Annotated in this window: 17 protein-coding genes, 2 pseudogenes and 1 other annotated feature; of the genes and pseudogenes, 8 read left to right on the top strand and 11 right to left on the bottom strand. The window is 30.9% G+C overall.

Features of this window, described 5'->3' with window-relative positions; translation table 11 throughout:
* The first annotated feature begins 7 nt into the window (after positions 1-7).
* A complete protein-coding gene (locus B5E48_RS06095) occupies positions 8-964 on the top strand; it encodes an epoxyqueuosine reductase (protein ID WP_087304443.1) in 957 nt (318 codons plus the stop codon).
* Between the two features lie 283 nt (positions 965-1,247).
* Here B5E48_RS06095 and B5E48_RS06090 read toward each other — a convergent pair whose 3' ends face one another.
* Together B5E48_RS06090 and B5E48_RS06085 are read right to left on the bottom strand one after the other, a co-directional pair.
* The gene (locus B5E48_RS06090; protein ID WP_087304442.1) at positions 1,248-2,225 is read right to left on the bottom strand and encodes an HD domain-containing protein; all 978 of its coding nucleotides are present in this window, start codon (positions 2,223-2,225) and stop codon (positions 1,248-1,250) included.
* Positions 2,215-2,862, bottom strand: coding sequence for a YggS family pyridoxal phosphate-dependent enzyme (locus B5E48_RS06085; RefSeq protein ID WP_087304441.1), 648 nt, complete (start codon positions 2,860-2,862; stop codon positions 2,215-2,217). The genes B5E48_RS06090 and B5E48_RS06085 overlap by 11 nt, the downstream gene beginning before the upstream one ends.
* 133 nt (positions 2,863-2,995) lie before the next feature.
* On the opposite strand from B5E48_RS06085, the gene B5E48_RS06080 reads away from it, so the two are divergent.
* The gene (locus B5E48_RS06080) at positions 2,996-3,952 is read left to right on the top strand and encodes a hypothetical protein (protein WP_087304440.1); all 957 of its coding nucleotides are present in this window, start codon (positions 2,996-2,998) and stop codon (positions 3,950-3,952) included.
* 107 nt (positions 3,953-4,059) lie between these two features.
* Here the strand turns inward: B5E48_RS06080 and metG are convergent, their stop codons facing one another.
* A complete protein-coding gene (metG, locus tag B5E48_RS06075; RefSeq protein ID WP_255376265.1) occupies positions 4,060-6,054 on the bottom strand; it encodes a methionine--tRNA ligase in 1,995 nt (664 codons plus the stop codon).
* Positions 6,017-6,215: a binding site (T-box leader), on the bottom strand. (Overlaps the previous gene by 38 nt.)
* Before the next feature lie 172 nt (positions 6,216-6,387).
* On the opposite strand from metG, the gene B5E48_RS06070 reads away from it, so the two are divergent.
* The 6 genes from B5E48_RS06070 (at position 6,388) to B5E48_RS06045 (ending at position 10,480) form a co-directional block, all read left to right on the top strand.
* A complete protein-coding gene (locus B5E48_RS06070; protein WP_158097263.1) occupies positions 6,388-6,729 on the top strand; it encodes a DUF4299 family protein in 342 nt (113 codons plus the stop codon).
* 88 nt (positions 6,730-6,817) lie between these two features.
* Entirely contained in the window at positions 6,818-7,087 is a 270-nt protein-coding gene (locus B5E48_RS06065; protein WP_087296971.1) for a hypothetical protein, read from the top strand.
* Between the two features lie 81 nt (positions 7,088-7,168).
* On the top strand, positions 7,169-7,627 hold the full coding sequence (locus B5E48_RS06060; protein WP_087245141.1) for a hypothetical protein: 459 nt from the start codon (positions 7,169-7,171) through the stop codon (positions 7,625-7,627).
* A gap of 11 nt (positions 7,628-7,638) precedes the next feature.
* A complete protein-coding gene (locus tag B5E48_RS06055) occupies positions 7,639-8,808 on the top strand; it encodes an iron-containing alcohol dehydrogenase (RefSeq protein WP_087304437.1) in 1,170 nt (389 codons plus the stop codon).
* Entirely contained in the window at positions 8,798-10,168 is a 1,371-nt protein-coding gene (locus tag B5E48_RS06050; protein ID WP_087304436.1) for an aldehyde dehydrogenase, read from the top strand. The genes B5E48_RS06055 and B5E48_RS06050 overlap by 11 nt, the downstream gene beginning before the upstream one ends.
* 75 nt (positions 10,169-10,243) lie before the next feature.
* Positions 10,244-10,480, top strand: a complete 237-nt coding sequence (locus tag B5E48_RS06045; RefSeq protein ID WP_087304435.1) for a TFIIB-type zinc ribbon-containing protein — start codon at positions 10,244-10,246, stop codon at positions 10,478-10,480.
* A 43-nt stretch (positions 10,481-10,523) separates the two neighbouring features.
* Here B5E48_RS06045 and mscL read toward each other — a convergent pair whose 3' ends face one another.
* The 8 genes and pseudogenes from mscL to tnpA form a co-directional block, all read right to left on the bottom strand.
* On the bottom strand, positions 10,524-10,919 hold the full coding sequence (gene mscL / locus B5E48_RS06040; protein WP_087304434.1) for a large conductance mechanosensitive channel protein MscL: 396 nt from the start codon (positions 10,917-10,919) through the stop codon (positions 10,524-10,526).
* Between the two features lie 105 nt (positions 10,920-11,024).
* The gene (locus B5E48_RS06035) at positions 11,025-12,455 is read right to left on the bottom strand and encodes a polysaccharide deacetylase (protein WP_087304433.1); all 1,431 of its coding nucleotides are present in this window, start codon (positions 12,453-12,455) and stop codon (positions 11,025-11,027) included.
* A 61-nt stretch (positions 12,456-12,516) separates the two neighbouring features.
* Entirely contained in the window at positions 12,517-13,296 is a 780-nt protein-coding gene (locus B5E48_RS06030; protein ID WP_087304432.1) for an N-acetylmuramoyl-L-alanine amidase family protein, read from the bottom strand.
* A 98-nt stretch (positions 13,297-13,394) separates the two neighbouring features.
* On the bottom strand, positions 13,395-13,703 hold the full coding sequence (locus B5E48_RS06025) for a PTS sugar transporter subunit IIB (protein WP_087304431.1): 309 nt from the start codon (positions 13,701-13,703) through the stop codon (positions 13,395-13,397).
* Positions 13,704-13,898: 195 nt separating this feature from the next.
* Positions 13,899-14,969, bottom strand: a pseudogene (gene tnpC / locus B5E48_RS13845) (IS66 family transposase).
* Positions 14,970-15,017: 48 nt separating this feature from the next.
* Positions 15,018-15,422 (bottom strand): annotated as a pseudogene (locus B5E48_RS14030) (IS66 family transposase zinc-finger binding domain-containing protein); the annotation flags it as partial.
* Positions 15,423-15,529: 107 nt separating this feature from the next.
* Positions 15,530-15,877 (bottom strand): IS66 family insertion sequence element accessory protein TnpB, encoded by a 348-nt coding sequence (gene tnpB / locus B5E48_RS06010; RefSeq protein ID WP_087304428.1) that lies wholly within the window; start codon positions 15,875-15,877, stop codon positions 15,530-15,532.
* A partial coding sequence (gene tnpA / locus B5E48_RS06005; protein ID WP_206407325.1) for an IS66 family insertion sequence element accessory protein TnpA occupies positions 15,874-16,185 on the bottom strand: 312 nt, incomplete at its 5' end. The genes tnpA and tnpB, both read right to left, overlap by 4 nt.

Below are 16,185 nucleotides of genomic sequence, written 5' to 3'. Positions count from 1 at the left end.
GGTTATTATGAAGGAAATATTAATGAAAGGTGATACACTTGGAAAATCTATTTATCAAGCTGCTATTGAAGCAGGTTTTGACAATTGTGGTATTATTTCTTTAGATGATATGATTCCATATGAAACAAGATTACAAGAACGAATAGAAAAAGTCCCAGAAAGTAAGGCATTTTATGAAGGCATATATACAAATGCCAATATTAAAAAATGTTATCCATGGGCTAAATCTTTAGTGATTTGTACAATTTGGTACGGAAAATATCGTTATCCTAAAAATTTGCAAAATAAATATGCCAAAGGTTTTTTCTTATCATATGAGAGTGATAAATCAACCAAATTATATAAACAAACACAATCACTTAATACATGGTTTGATAAGCAAGGTATTCGTTGGAGCAATAAAAAAATTTATGGTTTGCGATATGCAGCAATGCAAGCAGGATTAGGTATTATTCGTAGAAATAATTTTTTTTATGATGAAAAAGGTTCTTGGTTAGAGTTGGTTGGTTTTGTCATTGATCAAGAATGTCGATTATATCAAAATAAACAATTACGTCCTTGTTCACCAAATTGTAATCTTTGTATCAAAAATTGTCCTACAAGAAGCCTTTTTGCACCGTATACTATGAATCCCTTCAAATGTATTTCTTATTGTACTACTTTTGGAAAAGGTAATATACCTAAAGATGTAGAAGAAAATTCTTTTAGTACATGGATAGTTGGATGTGACCGATGTCAAGACGTTTGTCCATATAATCGAAATGATTGGGATGAAGATGAAGATTTCCCTAATTTAGAAGAATTAGTTCCTTTATTGGAACCTGAGATTCTTTTAAAATTAAGTGATGAACAATTAAGAAATTTAATAATACCAAAAACAGTTGGTCATATAGATACAAAAGATGTCGAAACTTTACGTAAAAATGCAATTCGTTTTCTTAAAATTCAAAATAAAATTCATTAAAAAATATGACAAATTAATGACACTATTAGTAATGCTGAAAATTAGTTATAACAAAGTCATTTATTATGTTTATAAAAAAGACTAACAATAAGATTACTAATATAATTTTATTGTTAGCCAAAATATTCAATTTGAAAATATACTTCAGTCACATATCATTTTATATTAAGTATATTTGTATAAGTCATCTGTTTTGAAAAATTACAGAAAAGATTAATATTTCAGTAAATAATTGAAAGTTTTTGATTTATTGTGAATATTAATAAAATTTGCTAGGATTATTTTATACTGCTTTTATATATCGTTCAAAATCATTACTTAAATAATCTTGTACTTTTTTATGAAGATCTTGATCAATATCTAAAATACGTTGATGATTCACCATTGGATTAATATATCTTTTTTTAGCATTCACCTTTAAATATCCTGTTTGAGGAAATGATGATCTAAGAACTTTATGAAAATGTGTATAATTTTCATAAATGTCTTTTGTTTGAGGATGATTTAATAACTTTTGAATCACTTGTGTTTCTGTTGTATATAAATCATCATACAAACATACATGATGATCTATAGCTAGTCGTATTAATCTGGCTAAATATTCCATAGAAAAACGATTTTCATCACTTGTATAACATAAACTACATTTTAACATCACTTGCGTAAATAATCGTGCTATTTCTAAATCATCAAAAATAATTTCATCTTTTCTATCATTGACTTTAATGTGCTTATAAATATTTTGAATATCTTCTTTTGTCATAAATTGATAATGGACGGCATTGGATAAAGTATATTCTAAACGGTCTGCAGAAAGTTTAGGTGTATCATTATCTGCAATAGGATAATCATGATAATTAATAACTTTGTCACTATTGATTTGATAACGTTTAAAAATAGATTGAAGTTCCAAACTATTTTTAATCATTTCTTCTGTTAAATTTTCTGTTGTTTCCTGTTGAATATAATCATGATACATAAAATCAATCACATGGGCAAAAACCGGTGTGGCAATATCATGAAGCAATGCTGCAACAGTTTGATGTTTATCATATGTCAGATGATAAACAATCAAAGCGACTCCCATACTATGATCATATCTTGATACACCTAAACAATGTTTAAAGGATTTAAATTGTGTATATTCCATACCACAATTCATACCCACATCTTTTAATCTTTGAAAAATGGATGTCTTGATTATATCTTGTACATAATCTGGGATAGATTCATGATATATATCATAAATACTATGACTCATAAAATAACGCACGCCCAATTCTCACAATCGTTGCTCCTTCTTCCAAAGCAATCTGATAATCTTGGGACATCCCCATTGATAATTCCTGTAATGGATATTGTGGGTAGTTTTCTTTTAATCTTTCCAATAATTCTCTTGTCTGTCTAAAATAAATACGTGTATCTTCTGGCTCAATATTTGGTGCCATCATCATCAGTCCATCTACAATTAAAGAAGGGCATTGCATCAAATAATTCATCACTTCGTCCATTTCTTCTACATCAAAACCATGTTTACTTTCTTCTTTAGCTATATTCACCTGTAATAAGATATGCACTTTTAAATGATGTTTTTGTGCCTGTTTTTCAAGTTCATCAATCAAATGATAACTATTCACTGAATGAATTAATTCAACCTTATCAATAATGTATTTGACCTTATTTTTTTGTAAAGTCCCTATAAAATGCCAATGTCCTTTGCCATGATATTGTTCATATTTTTCCAAAAAAGCCTGTACTCTATTTTCCCCATAATAAAGACAACCACATTCTTCTAATTTTTCAATTTCTTTTTCATCAATATATTTTGTTGCTGCAACAAGTTTAGCAGGTTTTACCTTTTCTAACATGTCTTTTACTGCCTGTTCATTTACATACATAAAAAAACCTCCTCTTTCATTGATATTTCTATTATATAATCTTTTGAACATAACTTAAATTATAAAATCATACATTTATCAAAAAGAGTTCATAAAAAAGTGTTATAATGTGGATATAAATGAGGTGGTTTCAATGAATGATTTATTAGAAAGATATTTAGGTGCAGTCTGTTCTTATTTCTTTGGGAAAAAACGTCAATATGTCTATCATGATTTAAAAAATCAAATCAGTCAATCTGCACATCAATATGAAGATATGGAAGATTTATTAATCAGTTACGGTCATCCATTAAGTGTTGCTTATTCTTATGGTTATCGTCCTACTGTTTTTCACCATTTTAATCCTCATATTGTCAATCTCATTGAAAAATTTGTTTTTATTATTTCTGGTATTTATTTATCTCTATCCACAATTTATTATCTTGAACAGTTTGGTTGTTTACCATTTCAATCTCCAAATCATGTCATTACAACCATGAATACATCATCTTTAATTACTGTGCTTTTATCTTACCCTATTTTGACTATGATTGGAATCATTGCTATTGCATTTATTATATTAGCTATATTAGATAAAAAAAATGCGATTAAGCAAGACTTGGACTTACATTGGAATATTGACAATCTTAATCAACTTCCTCATCCCTCACACTATCCTAATCATACAATTGAAACAATCTTTATGATGATTTTCATTATTTTCTTTATTGTTTATGCTATTTTCTTTTCTAGTGATCTCATCATCAAAGTACAACATGAATCCTATCAGATGATTCATATGATGACATATTTTTTTCAACCATTCATTATGATTATTATTTTTGATTATTTCATTGATATGACTAAAAAAATATATACAAAGAAATATCTTCAATATAGTTCTATTATAAATCTCTTTACAATTATCTCACTTAGTATTTTTGTTGTGAATTCTTCCTTTCTAAAAGATTATCTTCTCCCATACAATATGGACTTTGAATATATGCTTATCAATGGCTTTATTATTACTGCTCTATGTTTTATTTATTTTATTTCTCTTTATAAACTCTTTAGAAACATTAAATCTTATCGTTTTCTATTTAAAAAATAGGACTTAGATATCTCTAGGTCCTAATCTTTTTTGTTCAGATATAGAGTTCAACTCTATATCTAAACAAAACATCAAAAAAGATCCAATCTCTTGGACCTTTCATATGACTATCTAATTTTTGTACCATTTGGTAAGTTTTCTACAGACACAAGTTCTAACATTTTTTTCTTAGATCCTGCAAGAATCATACCTTGAGATTCAATACCTCTTAATTTTGCAGGTTTCAAGTTAGATACAACAATAACTTTCTTACCAACCATTTCTTCTGGTGTATAGAAATCAGCAATACCACTGACAATCTGTCTTGTTTCTTTACCAATATTGATTTGAGAAACTAACAGCTTATCAGCATCAGGATGTTTTTCACATTTTTCAACTGTACCTACAACTAGTTCAATCTTCGCAAAATCATCAATTGTAATTTGATTGTCGTCCTCTTGTTTTTCTTCTTTTTGAGGATATAAAGCTTCTACTTTCTTTTCTACTTCTTTAGGATCTAATCTCGCAAATAACTGTTGAGGTTTTTCAGTGACTTTTGTTCCTTCTTGATATAAACCAAAAGTATTTAAGTCTAAGAAGTTTCTTTGATCTGTATTGATTTGATCTAAAATCTTTGTAGATGTAGAAGGCATATATGGTTCTAATGCAATAGCAGCAAAACGGATGGCTTCAATTAAGTTATAAAGAACTGTTGCTAGACGATCTTTCTTGCTTTCATCTTTTGCCAGTGCCCAAGGCATTGTATCATCAATATATTTATTTGTTCTTCTCAGTAAAACAAAGATTTCATCTAAGGCTTTAGATGCTTTAAATTCATCCATGTAAGCCTGAACTTTCTTTGGCATAGCTAAAGCAATTTCTTTTAATTCATCATCAACAGGTTCATTCACTTGTGGATTTGTTACAATACCATCAAAATATTTATTTGTCATGGCAATTGTTCTATTGACTAAGTTACCTAAAATATTAGCTAAATCAGAATTAATACGTTCAACTAATAAATCCCATGTGATACTTCCATCATTGTCATAAGGAATTTCATGTAAAACATAATATCTGACAGCATCGACACCAAAGATTTTAACCAAGTCATCTGCATAGATGACATTTCCTTTAGATTTAGACATTTTGCTTTCACCTTGTAATAACCAAGGATGTCCAAAAACTTGTTTTGGTAAAGGAATATCTAAAGCCATCAACATAATAGGCCAATAAATCGTATGGAATCTCACGATATCTTTACCAATTAAATGTAAATCTGCTGGCCAATATTTCTTATATAATTCACCATGATTTCCATCAACATCATAACCAAGTCCTGTAATATAGTTTGTTAAAGCATCAATCCATACATACACAACATGTTTAGGATCAAAGTCTACAGGGATAGACCATTTGAATGAAGTACGTGAAACACATAAATCCTGTAAACCTGGTTTTAAGAAGTTATTCATCATTTCATTCTTTCTTGAAACAGGTTGAATAAATTCAGGGTGTTCTTCAATATGTTTGATTAAACGATCTGCATATTTAGATAACTTAAAGAAATAAGCTTCTTCTTTCGCATCATGAACTTCTCCACCACAATCAGGACATTTTCCATCAACCAATTGAGATTCAGTAAAGAATGATTCACATGCTGTACAATATTTACCTTCGTAATGTCCTAGATAAATATCTCCCTGATTATATAATTTCTTAAAGATTTTTTGCACTTGTTTCACATGGTATTCATCTGTTGTTCTCATGAAACGATCATATGTTGTATCCATCATATCCCAAATTTCTTTGACAACAGCTGCTTTTTCATCAACAAATTGTTTAGGTGGAATACCAGCTTCTTGAGCTTTTAACTCAATCTTTTGTCCATGTTCGTCAGTTCCAGTCTGAAAATAAACATTGTATCCTTCCTGTCTTTTACTTCTTGCAATAGCATCAGCTAAAATAATTTCATATGTATTTCCAATATGAGGTTTTCCTGAAGTATAAGTAATCGCTGTAGTTAAATAATAATCTTTTGGATCTTTCATCATATCTCCTCCTTCAAAATAAAAAACGTCCTTATAAAAGGACGTATTATACGCGGTACCACCTTTTTTTATATCTGTCGATATACCCTCAAAACTTTAACGCAGTTAACGTTTATCTCTCACTATTCAAGATAACAGCTCCCAGCCCATCTTCATAAAAGTTATGTCCTGATTTGCACCAACCATCAGTTCTCTACAACGCCCTTTTAATCTCTGCTGTTCTTTGCCTTTTTTATACTCTTAAACATTATCAAATATTTTTTTTAAAGTCAATAAAGTTTCATAACTATTTTTATAAACCACAAAATAGAAATCTATCTTTTCTATTTAAATAAACGAAATCAATGATTTCATTGCAGTTCTAATGATATAATGAAATTAATAAGAATAGAAAGGACTGATTTTATGGGTTTATTTAACAAAAAGAAAAAGATTGACGTTTGGGATGATGCTTATAAAGCTAAACCTCATTTTTATAAGCAATCTGATGGGAGTGTATTTGGTGCGATGAGTTTAACTGAAGGTGTGAAAACAATGTTCTTAAAACAGCCTCAAATACATTTTGAGGTTGAAGGTCAGCGTATATCACAATGGAGAATCGCTCTTATTAGTACAACAAATGATTCTATGATAGGTCAGCTAGATTATGGAACATGTCTTAAAAAATTACAGCCTTATATCCTTGCTGAAGATAGCAATTTTATTTTAGTAAGAGGATTAACTTTAGATGAATTAAAGAGCTTATAAAACAACACATCATAATGATAATCTTGTTATTATTTGAATGATCTCATCAAAAACAGATATGGAATACATGAAAGAAAGGTGAAAAATAATGATTTTAGGTATTATTTTAGAGTTCATTGTTGTTTCTTGTATCATAGTCAAGATTTTAAACATAAAGTATCGTAATCAAAGTTATCTTAAAAAAGCCAATTCTCTTTTCACTGCTTTGTTATTGATTTATCTATTGATTATTAATACGCAAAGAGATAGTGTCATCTCTTTTATTTCTTCTTATTCTATTATATATATCATAACTTTGATTATTTATATTGTTCTTATCATTATTGAAACCATTAACACGATGAAGGGAAAAGGATAATGTATAAAAAATAATGGTCAAGTTTTATATTTTTACTATCACTTTTTTAAATGTTATAATATTGATAAGGAGTGAGTGCATATGAAAAAGCTGATTATTTGGGTTGTGATGCAGTTTTTATATCGTGGTATGAAAGTTCTTTATCATGATGATCCACGTATGAAAGAAGAATTAGATGGATGGAAACAAGATAAAGTTTTAACATTACAAGTCATGCATGGACCTTCTATCACAATCAAATACACATATCAAAAAGGATTACAGAAAGTCAAAAATGTAAAACCTGATATTTGTATTACCTTTAAAAGCATTCAGACAGCTTTGCTTGTTTTTACAGGTATGATGAGTGTCAAAAGTGCTTATTTAGAACATCGTTTTTCTTTAAGAGGAGATGTTTTTGAAAGTATGAGATTTGTCAGATGTGTTGATTTGGTGGAAACTTATCTTTTCCCTCGTTTTATGACAAAACGTATTTTAAATCATCAGGAAAAGAAATATAAACCGACTTTATTGATTTATATAAAAGCTTTATTTGCTTAGGAGGGATCATTATGTATTTTGAATTTGTCAATAAAACAAAGGTATGTGCTGGGCAAAATGCTTTAAGCCAACTTGAATACGAATGTCAACAATATCATATGAAACATCCTCTGATTTTAACAGACCATGTTTTATATCAACTCAAATATGTTGATATTCTTACCAAACATTTATCATTAGATTATAGTCTATATACAGATATTCCTGTTGATTCTTCTATTCATACAATTGAAGATATTCAAGATTATTATATCAAAGAAAATTGTGATGGATTGATTGCTTTAGGTGGTGGAAGTGTTCTAGATACTGCTAAAGGTGTTTATTTGATGTTATCACAGGAATGTGAATCCATTGAAGATATTTTAGGTTTTGAAGATTTAAAACTGGGTAAAGATGTGCCATTCTTTGCGATTCCTACAACAAGTGGGACTGGTAGTGAAGCGACATGTGTCGCTGTGGTCAGTCATCCTGAAAAGCAAGTCAAACTGGAAATCATCTCACAGCATATTCAAAGTCATGTTGCTTTCCTCGATCCTGTCTTAACTCAAAACCTGCCTCTCAAGACAACAGCTTCCACTGGTATTGATGCTTTAACACATGCTATTGAAGCTTATACATGTTCACAGAAAAATCCAATCAGTGATGCTTATGCTATCTTAGCGATACAAACCATTTCACAAAATATTTTAAAAGTCATAGACAATCCAAAAGATGAAAACATTCGATTAAATCTTGCTTTAGCTTCTTATGAAGCTGGATGTGCCTTTTCGAATTCAATGGTTGGTATCGTTCATGCCATTGGACATGCTTTAGGAGCTGTCTGCCATGTAGCTCATGGAGATGCCATGAGCATGCTGCTTGTCCCTTGTATGCGTTATAATCTTGAAGTCAATAAAGACTTATATGGGGATTTATTATTATATCTTGGACAAAAAGAACTTTATAGTCAAACACCAAAGGAGCAGTTAGGACAAAAGGCCATTGATTATATTGCAAGTTTATTACAAACTTTACATGAAAAGACAAATCTTCCTGTATCACTGGAAAGTGTTGAAAGTTTGCCTGAAAATATCAATGAAGTGGCTGAGAAAGCTTTAAATGATGGAGCTTTAATAGTCAATAACAAATATGCAAATAAACAAGATATTATCAATATATTGGAGGGTCATTATGGATATTAAAGAATTAGTGAAAACTCAACGTGAATTTTATCAGACACAATATACTAAAGATATTAATCATAGAATACAGACTTTAAAAGCTTTGAGAACTTGGATTTTAGAACATCAAAATCGTATTATTGAAGCCTTGAAAAAAGATTTGAATAAAGATGCTGTCGAATCTTATATGTGTGAAATAGGATTGGTTTTAAGTGAATTAAACTATCAGTTAAAACATATTAAAAAATGGAGTCGTAATAAATATGTCTGGACGCCAATCTCTCAATTCTATGGAACAAGCTTTGAATCTTATGAACCTTATGGTGTGACATTGATTATGAGTCCTTGGAATTATCCTTTCATGTTATCAATTGAGCCAGCAGTTGGCGCTATTGCAGCTGGAAATACTGTAATTATCAAGCCGAGTGCTTATGCTCCAAATGTTTCACATGTGATTAAACAAATGATAACTGAAAGCTGCGATGAAAGATATGTGGCAGTTGTTGAAGGTGGAAGAGCTGAGAATACAGAACTTTTGGAACAACGTTTTGATTATATTTTCTTTACAGGTAGTGTGAATGTTGGCAAACTGGTTATGGAAAAAGCGAGTCGTTATTTAACACCTGTAACTTTAGAATTAGGTGGAAAAAGTCCTTGTATCGTTGATGATGATAAGAGCTTAAAACTGGCTGCTAAACGTATTGCTTTTGGTAAGTTTTTAAATGCTGGTCAGACATGTGTTGCTCCTGATTATTTATTGATTAAAAAAGAATATAAGGATATGTTCATTCAACATATGAAAGATATTATTCAAGAGTTTTTTGGAGATCAGCCATTAAATAACAGTCAGCTTGTCAAGATTATTAATCAAAAACATTTTGATAGACTCTCTCATTTATTAGAAAATCAAGATATCGTGATTGGTGGAACAGGAAATCCAGAAACTTTACAAATAGAACCAACGGTTGTAGATCATGTTGATCAAAATAATCCATTAATGCAAGAAGAAATTTTTGGTCCTATTCTTCCTATTCTGACTTATTCACATATAGATGAAGCTATAGCTTTTATCAACCAAAGAGAAAAACCTTTAGCTTTCTATATCTTTTCGCATGATAAATCCATTCAAAAGAAGTTATTAAAACATTGTAGCTTTGGTGGTGGTTGTATCAATGATACAATCATCCATCTTGCGACAAGTGAATTAGGTTTTGGTGGTGTTGGAAATAGTGGTATGGGATCATATCATGGTAAAAAGAGTTTTGAAACTTTCTCTCATACCAGAAGTATTGTTAAAAAAGCAACTTGGATAGATTTACCTATGCGTTATTATCCTTATAATTCAATGAAAGAGAAACTCATTAAAATGTTTGTTAAATAATTTAACATACTGTTAATATAAATTTCAAATACAATCTATATTATATAATATAGATAAATATAAGGAGGAAATATAATGAAATGTCCCGTATGTAAAGATGTTACATTATTAATGGCTGAAAAGCATGGTATTGAAATTGATTATTGTCCTGAATGTCGTGGAATTTGGTTGGATCGTGGGGAACTTGATAAAATTATTGAACGAGCTTCAGGAGAACAAAAACAGCATTCATCTAAAGATTATGAAAAATCACACAAAAAGAAGAAAAGTTCTACTTTAATTGATATTCTTGAAATCTTTGGTGGAGAATAAAAGCTGTCAGGGATAAGTGAAATGCTTATTCCGACAGCTTTTTTTAGTCTTCTAATTGTGATGTACAATGAGGACAACGTGATGCCGCAATATGAATTTCTGATTTACAAAACGGACAAATTTTCTTATCAGGAATGACTTCATCCTCTTTTTTACCAATACTCATCAATTTATTCACAGCTTTCATAATACAAAATAAAACAAAAGCCATAATAAAGAAATTTACTAATGATGAAAGAAATGCTGATGCAAAACCTGCAATATCCTGTAAAGTATATATTTTTCCACCAGTGACAAAATTTAAAATAGGGTTAATAAAATTATCAGTTAAAGAGGTTACAATGCCAGTAAAAGCTCCCCCTATAATAACCCCAATCGCCATATCCAGCATATTTCCACGTAAAGCAAACTTCTTAAATTCATTTATAAATTTCTTCATATCTTCACCTACTTTTTCATAGAATAACATATTTCGAAAAGAAAAACCATAATGAAAATGAACCCTATTATTAGAATACCCTAATAACAAGGTTCACTTTAAACTTTAATTATTAACACCATGATGTGGTGTAAATGATGTATCATCTATTCCTTTAAATGTATAACCTAATTTTTGATAATGTTCTATAATTTTTGGCAAGGCTTCAACTGTAGTTGATTTTGCAGCAGTATCATGCATTAATAAATTAATATTTTTTGCTTTACTCTGTGTGGCATTCTTTACCAGCACAGAAACTGGGCGATTGTTTCCAACTGCATCTGTTGAATCGGCATTCCAATCATAGTACTGATATCCTCTGTTTTGAACTTCAGTAACTAATGTTGTCATCAGACCTTTGCAGTATGTTGCCGATTTAGTATTAGAACTTCCACCAGGGAAACGAATATATTTAGGTACAAACCCAATTTGTTCTTTAACCATTTGCCCAATTTTATTTAAATCATCAAAATAAGCATCCATTGATGAATAAACTTCCTTATAATCATGACTATAGGTATGCAATCCTATCGTATGTCCTTTTTCATAAGCTTCTTTAATATACTTATTACATTTTTTATTGTTACCAGTCACAAAGAATGTTGCTTTCACATCATATTTTTCCAATATATCAATGATTTTCTTTGTATTTTCAGATGGCCCATCGTCAAATGTCAAATATATAATTTTTTCTTCATTAGAAGGAATAGCCTTTGATACAACCTTTTCAAGTACTTCAATTTGTCTTGCAAAAACATTTTCATTTCCACTTCTATCTTTAACAGTATATTTAACTGTATATGTTCCAGCTTTCTTCAAATTGACATCACTTGAATCTACAGTAATTTTTGGATTAGGATCACGATTATCTTTAGCTGTTAATCCAGAAAGATAATCAACTTCTCCATTCACTTTCACAGTCAAATCATGTAATCCTGTTAATTCTGGTTTTTCAGTATCCTTGACAATATTGACTTCTATCTCTTTCTCTGTTTTATTGCCACCTTCATCTTCCACAACAACAGTGACATTTTGTTTACCTTCTTTTGTAAAATCATAATCTTTTTTAAAATATGCTTTTGTTTTTGTTGCATCTTTAATGTCTGAAACAACATCTTTAACATCTACTTTCATACCAACATCTATATCTAAATTTTTAACTTTAAAAGTAGGTGCATGCGTATCTACAACTTTTACAGTTAAATCATATTTTTTATCATTTAATGCATACTGGATGGTATATTCACCTAATTTTTTTGTATCCACTTGACTTGCATCAACTTTTACATCGCTGATTTTATATTTTCCATGTATCTCTTCTATATAAGAAGTTGGATCAATACTTTCATTTATTTCTACTTCAACTGGATTTTTCTTAAATGCAATCAAAGGTTTATTGAACATTTTAAAGATAAAAAACACAACTGTAATAATACATAATATCCCAACCAATAATATAGCTTTTTTCTTTATATCCTTTTTTAATTTTAGACTCATATACAACACCTTTCCACGCTTTTCATGATATCAAATTGTTTTGAATTTCTTGTGGATATTTCTACTTATTTGTATTATTTTGTGCTGAATCTTTTAAAAGATAAGTTTGAACTTCATCAATAATTCCATTTGCTATAGCTTCTCCCATTTTTTGTAATTTTTCATTATCACTCAAATAACTATAGTCATTTTTATTATTGAGATATCCCATTTCAATCAAAACAGACGGTACTGTATTATCTCTTAAAACTTGTAGAGATTTCCCTCCATCTATAATACCTCTTTTTTTTGAATAATTTAATGTTTCCATATGTTTTCCAATATTTTGAGCTAATGATTCGCTCTCATTATTTTTTTTATAAATTTCAAATCCAGAAACTTCATCAGATTCATCAAATGAATTCACATGAACAGATACAAAATAGTGTGCATTATTTTCAGCACTTGTCGCTGCTCTTTTCTTTAAATCTTCTATTTTATTATTAGATAAAGAGACATCACTTTCTCTTGTATAGACAGCCTTAATATTGGCTTCTTCTAAGGCTTGACCAATCGCTTTTGCAGTTGTTAATGTTATATCCTTTTCTAAAACATCATTGACATTAGCGCCTGGATCCCAATCTCCATGTCCAGGATCTAATACAACTGTTGCTATATACTCTTTAACTTTTTCTTCCTCTTTTTCTTGGACAACTTCTTGTTGAACTTCAGGTTCTAATAAAGAAGAAATTGTATGAATCATCCAAGATGTTCCTTTATAAATACCAAAACATATAACTAATGCTAATACACAAACAATAATCACTCTATCTTTTCTAATTCTTTTCTTTTTTCTAACCACTTTTTCACTTCCTTTACAATCGTTGTTATTTTATCATTTTTTGTCGTATAATCAAATGTTTTCCATAAAAAAATCATACTGACTCTCATCAATATGATTTATTTCTTTGATTCTATAAGTTGAATAGCTTCATCAAGAACCTTTTTCCCATTCATCATTCCATAATCTTTCATATCAATAACGGCAATAGGTTTATTTTCATCAAATAATGAACGAATATGTTCTTCCTGAAAACGAACTTGAGGTCCTAACATGATTGCATCAGCATCTTGACCATATTGAACTGTGTCTGCAATTGGTCTGGCTTCAATATCAACATTTAATTGTCTTTCTTTAGCAGCAGCTAACATTCTTTCAACTAACAAACTTGTTGACATTCCTGCTGAACATACTAGTAAAATTTTCATAAGCATTCCTCCATTTATTATGATAACAATTTCAAAGGAAGTTGTAAAATTTTTTAATCAGTTTTTGAAAAAAACGTAAGCGTAAAATGAAAAAGCCCTATTATCAATCAACGACATTGATTATAATTAGAGCTGTAATAAATTGATAATTTATATATGCATTGATTTATAGGACACGACTAAAAGATCGTATCTCTACGATTTTTTAGTCAGATATGTATTATCAGGCAATTCTTTTGACCATGGCATATAATTATCAAGGGCTTCTTCATCATTGATATCTATTTCTGTCAATGATGACAAAAGATAGTTAAAATATTCATAGGGATTGAGATTGTTTAGCTTTGCAGTTTCTATAAGTGAATATAAGGCAGCGCTTGTCTGTGCTCCCTGAACCGTATTGGTAAACAGCCAGTTGCGTCTGCCTACACAGAATGGGCGTATCGCATTTTCTGCTCGGTTGTTTGATATCTCTATTCTCCCATCTTCAAGGTAGACTCTTAGTTTTTCTTCCTGGTTGATGCTGTATTTGAGTGCTTCACTTAACTTTGTTTTATCCACTGCAACTTTTGCACATTCCCTGACATCTTCAAAGAAATCATCAACCAGTGGTTTTGACTGAACCTGTCGAATTTGCCTGATTTCTTCATAGCTTCTGTCCGCGTTTTCCTTTTCAATTTGAAAAAGCTTGTTGATCTTATGAAAAAGCCTATAGCTGGCAGTTTGTTTGAGATCTACCCCAGCAGGCGCACTGTCTAGTGCTTCCTTATATTTTCTACGACAATGAGCCCAGCATCCCATGTGTGTAATGCCTTCAAGTTTCTCATAGGCCTGATAGCCATCCGTCTGAAGTATATGATGATAGCCCTCCAGATGCTTCTGGGCATGCTCGTGTCCTCTTGTATTTTCGTATATGAAAACAACTATCTGCTTCTCCTCGCTGCGTCCTGTCTTGTATACCTACATATAGGATTTTGTGGTTGCCTTTTGATGCGGTGCCTTTAAAACCTGAACAGACGTTTCATCTCCGTGCAGGTATTGACTTTTTAACAGAACCTTATGCATATGACTAGCGATTGTCCTGAAATATTCATCATGCAGTTTGATCATCCAGTTGGCCATCGTCTGTCTTGACAGCTTCAGCCCCATCTGATTGAACATGACTTCCTGTCTATACAGAGGCAGTGCTTTGTTGAACTTGTTATCAATGATATATGACAGAAGTGATGGCGATGCAAAGCTCTTGTATATGACCGGTTCCTTCATGGGTGCCTTGTATATTGGCGATTGAACAGCTTCCCTGTCACATCGATTGCACGTATAGACATATTGAATATGTTCAATGACTTCATATCGTGCAGGATGGTAGACAAGCTCCTTTCTTTTGTTTTCGCCTATCTTTCTAAGCAGTGCTCCACATTCTGGGCAGCTTTTATTGTCAATATCATGAATGACCTTCTTTACTGGCAGTGATGAAATATCTATTCCTCTCTGTCTGCTTTTTCTTTTTCTTCTGTATGTGATTTCTTCAAGTTCCGGTTCCTGCTTGATTGGTGTGGATTCTAGTTCAATTTCATCAAAAAGAGAAATCTGATCAGGAAGAACAGTCTTTTCTGAAGATGAACCAAAAAGCTTCTTCTGCTGAAGCTTGATCTGCTGACTGTACCAGTTCAGCTGCTCAGTCAATGCTTCAATCTTTTTATCCTTTTCATTGATCATCTTGATCAGTTCTTCCTGACTTAGATTTCTCAAGTTCATGACATCTTCACACCCCACATTACATGATTTCAGCTGTTTCGTATTATACCATAAAACAAACTGCTTTGTTAGATGAGAAGCTGCTTTTCTTTCAATTTTTCATCATATTCAAGACCCTCCAGAAGCCAACTGAGCTGACGGGAACTGATGGCTCTTGTCAATGATTCCTGCGATTCCTGGATTTTGAATTTTCCATGTTCAAGTCTCTTGATGAACAGCCAGAAGCCGTTGCTTTCATAATAGAGAATCTTGATGCGATTTCTTGATCGGTTGGTAAAGATAAAAAGGCTGTGATCAAGGACATTCATCTGGAATTGGGAATGCACAATGAGTGTCAGTCCATCTATCGACTTGCGCATATCCACGAAATGCGTTGAAACGTAGATATTCTTGACTTCATCAGCGTTGATGATCATTTGAGAGCACCAATGATTCTGTCAAGAAGTGCAGGATCAAATTCAATACAATGACCATCAATGGTCATTGATACATTGGGGTGGGCATCATCCACAACCTCGACAGGAACAAATAAATCACTTTGAAGTTCATCATTTTCCAGTCGTCTTTTTGACTTATAGAAAGAAGACACACAGATATTGTTCTGTCTGCAGAATTCCTTGACAGTCAAAGTGCTTTCCTTTTGACTATTTATGATTTTTTTCCAATCATATTGCATATAGTAAGTACCTCCTTTTTTATTGTACTTACATTTTAAATGAATATC

This window comes from Massilimicrobiota sp. An105, assembly GCF_002161155.1.
Classification (GTDB): domain Bacteria; phylum Bacillota_I; class Bacilli_A; order Erysipelotrichales; family Coprobacillaceae; genus Allocoprobacillus; species Allocoprobacillus merdigallinarum.
This window is presented reverse-complemented; position numbering and strand designations above follow the sequence as displayed.

Coding starts and splice junctions, on each gene's coding strand:
- B5E48_RS06085 (WP_087304441.1), bottom strand. CDS start 2,862: ATGTATGTAAATGAACAGGCAGTAAAAGACATGTTAGAAAAGGTAAAA.
- B5E48_RS06090 (WP_087304442.1), bottom strand. CDS start 2,225: ATGAGTCATAGTATTTATGATATATATCATGAATCTATCCCAGATTAT.
- B5E48_RS06070 (WP_158097263.1), top strand. CDS start 6,388: ATGGGTTTATTTAACAAAAAGAAAAAGATTGACGTTTGGGATGATGCT.
- tnpB (WP_087304428.1), bottom strand. CDS start 15,877: ATGATCATCAACGCTGATGAAGTCAAGAATATCTACGTTTCAACGCAT.
- mscL (WP_087304434.1), bottom strand. CDS start 10,919: ATGAAGAAATTTATAAATGAATTTAAGAAGTTTGCTTTACGTGGAAAT.
- B5E48_RS06060 (WP_087245141.1), top strand. CDS start 7,169: ATGAAAAAGCTGATTATTTGGGTTGTGATGCAGTTTTTATATCGTGGT.
- B5E48_RS06065 (WP_087296971.1), top strand. CDS start 6,818: ATGATTTTAGGTATTATTTTAGAGTTCATTGTTGTTTCTTGTATCATA.
- B5E48_RS06080 (WP_087304440.1), top strand. CDS start 2,996: ATGAATGATTTATTAGAAAGATATTTAGGTGCAGTCTGTTCTTATTTC.
- B5E48_RS06025 (WP_087304431.1), bottom strand. CDS start 13,703: ATGAAAATTTTACTAGTATGTTCAGCAGGAATGTCAACAAGTTTGTTA.
- B5E48_RS06095 (WP_087304443.1), top strand. CDS start 8: ATGAAGGAAATATTAATGAAAGGTGATACACTTGGAAAATCTATTTAT.
- B5E48_RS06045 (WP_087304435.1), top strand. CDS start 10,244: ATGAAATGTCCCGTATGTAAAGATGTTACATTATTAATGGCTGAAAAG.
- B5E48_RS06055 (WP_087304437.1), top strand. CDS start 7,639: ATGTATTTTGAATTTGTCAATAAAACAAAGGTATGTGCTGGGCAAAAT.
- B5E48_RS06035 (WP_087304433.1), bottom strand. CDS start 12,455: ATGAGTCTAAAATTAAAAAAGGATATAAAGAAAAAAGCTATATTATTG.
- B5E48_RS06050 (WP_087304436.1), top strand. CDS start 8,798: ATGGATATTAAAGAATTAGTGAAAACTCAACGTGAATTTTATCAGACA.